2 protein-coding genes and 1 pseudogene are annotated in these 2,027 nt (G+C 65.4%); 1 reads left to right on the top strand and 2 read right to left on the bottom strand.

All coding sequences use genetic code 11. The features are described from left to right. The coding region (locus MOV76_RS38975; protein WP_247266574.1) for an FAD/NAD(P)-binding protein at window positions 1-682 on the bottom strand (682 nt) is incomplete at its 3' end. Next, entirely contained in the window at window positions 679-1,677 is a 999-nt protein-coding gene (locus MOV76_RS38970) for a LysR family transcriptional regulator (protein ID WP_247266573.1), read from the bottom strand. The genes MOV76_RS38975 and MOV76_RS38970, both read right to left, overlap by 4 nt. A gap of 161 nt (window positions 1,678-1,838) precedes the next feature. Here MOV76_RS38970 and MOV76_RS38965 point away from each other — a divergent pair. Then, a pseudogene (locus tag MOV76_RS38965) lies at window positions 1,839-2,027 on the top strand (hypothetical protein); the annotation flags it as partial.

The raw sequence follows: 2,027 nt of genomic DNA, 5'->3' as shown, positions 1-2,027 counted from the left end.
CCCGTTTGCCGCGCAATGCGGCGAAACCGATTTCGTCGGCGGTGTGAGCCCAGAACTTGCGATCGACGTCATCGGCGATCGGCGGCACGAAGGGGCCGCCCAGGCCGTCGCGGCCCGTCGCCAGCACCACATGGCGCGCGATTGCGGTTTCGGTCCGGCCATCGTGACGGCAGACGACATCGAGCAGGCCGTCGGCGCGCGGACGAATGGCCTCGACGGCGACCCCATTGCGCACCGGCAGGTCAAGCACACGCCGGTACCAGACCAGGTAATCCATCCATGTCTGACGCGGCGCCCTGTCGAGCGCGACCCAGGCATCGCGGCCGTGCAGCGCCTCGTAATAGGCGCGGAAGGTCAGCGCCGGCAGGCCCATCGCCGGCCCGGTCAGTTGCTTGGGAGAGCGTAGGGTTCGCATCCTGGCGAAGGTGACCCATGGCCCCTCGCTTCCGGCAGGCGCCTTGTCGAGAACGACGTGGTTGGCGACGCCGAGCCGCTTCAGCATGGCGGAGGCGACGAGCCCGGCCATACCCGCACCGATGATCACGACGTCGACCACCCCTTGGCCATCGACGACGCGGGGCGGAACCCAGGACTTGGCCGGCAGCTCCAGCCAGGCGAGGTCCTGCCGCAGGCGTGCCTCGAGCGCTTCGAGACTGTTCGGAAACGCCGAGAGGTCGCTCATGACTGTACGTCCTCGGTCATCGGGCTACCGCCATAGACGGTGTCGGCCAAGGCTTCAACGCCGCCTGCGTCATGCAGCCGGCACCCGGGCATCGCCAGGGCCACCGCCCGCGCCGCATCGATGACGGCGGCGACCGTCGGGGTCAGCGGCATCGCGGCAGGCGAAATAACGCCGAACAGGAAGGGGATGGTGTGGTCGAGGACGCGCATCACGATCCCCTCGAGCGGAACGCCGCAGACCGTTGCCGGCTCGACAATGGCCGCTCCCAGTCCGGCCCGGACCATGGTGAGCGCCGTCAGCGAGGCGTTGACGTCGATCATCTGTTGCAGCGCGACGCCTGCCCGTTCCAAAGCCTCGTCGATGCGGTGCCGAAGGCGATAGGGATTGGCGAGCGTGATGATGCGGCGCTCGGCGAGATCGGAAAGACGCACCACGTCATTGCTGGCGAGTGGGTCGTTGGCGGCGAGCGCAACGACACAGGGCGCTTCGGCAATCCAGTGCACGTCGAGGCCGGGATGTTCCAGCGGCAGGCTTGAGATCCCGAAGTCCGCCGAGCGGGCGAGCACGGCCTGCACGACGTTCTCGGCCGCCAGCGCCTGCACATGGAGATGACGCGGTATCAGGTCCGGCGCGACGGCTGCGATCGCCTGCGGCAGAACGCCGGCCGCAAGTGAAGGCGTGGCCGCGATTGTCAGCGACGGCGGCTCATCGAGACCGATGGCGTTCGCCCGTTCGCGGATGTGGGCAAGGCTCGCCAGATGGCGTTCCACCTCGGCGTGAAAGAGCAGACCGCGCACGGTCGGGCTGATGCGCGGACCGCTTCGGTGCAAAAGCGCATAACCGATATCGGCTTCCAGATCCTGGATCAGCCGCGTGACCGCTGGCTGCGATCGTCCCAGCAGCCTTGCCGCCCCGGTCACGCTGCCGGCGGACATCACCGCTGCGAAGGCTTCAAGTTGCCTTATATCGAAAGAGTTAGAATGCATAGTGGACATCAAACACTCTCCTTCATGTCAGTAAAGCATGACAATTCTCATTTGACGACTGGCAGTAGATAAAAAATTCACATCGAATGCTGTTTATCATTCCAGTTTGACATAATTAGGCGTCAGGCCTACCTAGGGCTTATGTCCTTTGACGTCTTGAGGAGCTTGTTTTGACACTCATCGAAACTCTTGCCTCCGTGAGCCCGGGTTCAGCCCTCGCGGAAGCCATGGGGAAACGCGCGGAAATCCTGCGCCTCAGTGAAGCGGCCCACGACGCCGTGCTTCTGCCACGTGATCCCGGCGGACTGTCCCACGGCCTGAGGGCCGCGCTTGCCGCCCGCATGGCGCGCCACAACCGC

The organism is Rhizobium sp. PRIMUS64 (assembly GCF_023006465.1).
In the GTDB taxonomy this organism is placed as follows: Bacteria; Pseudomonadota; Alphaproteobacteria; order Rhizobiales; family Rhizobiaceae; genus Rhizobium; species Rhizobium leguminosarum.
The sequence above is the reverse complement of the archived record's forward strand: the minus strand, read 5'-3'. Positions and strand labels throughout refer to the sequence as shown.

What these genes read in the sequence shown, in the direction of transcription:
- MOV76_RS38970 (WP_247266573.1), bottom strand. Translation starts at nt 1,677, where the DNA reads ATGTCCACTATGCATTCTAACTCTTTCGATATAAGGCAACTTGAAGCC.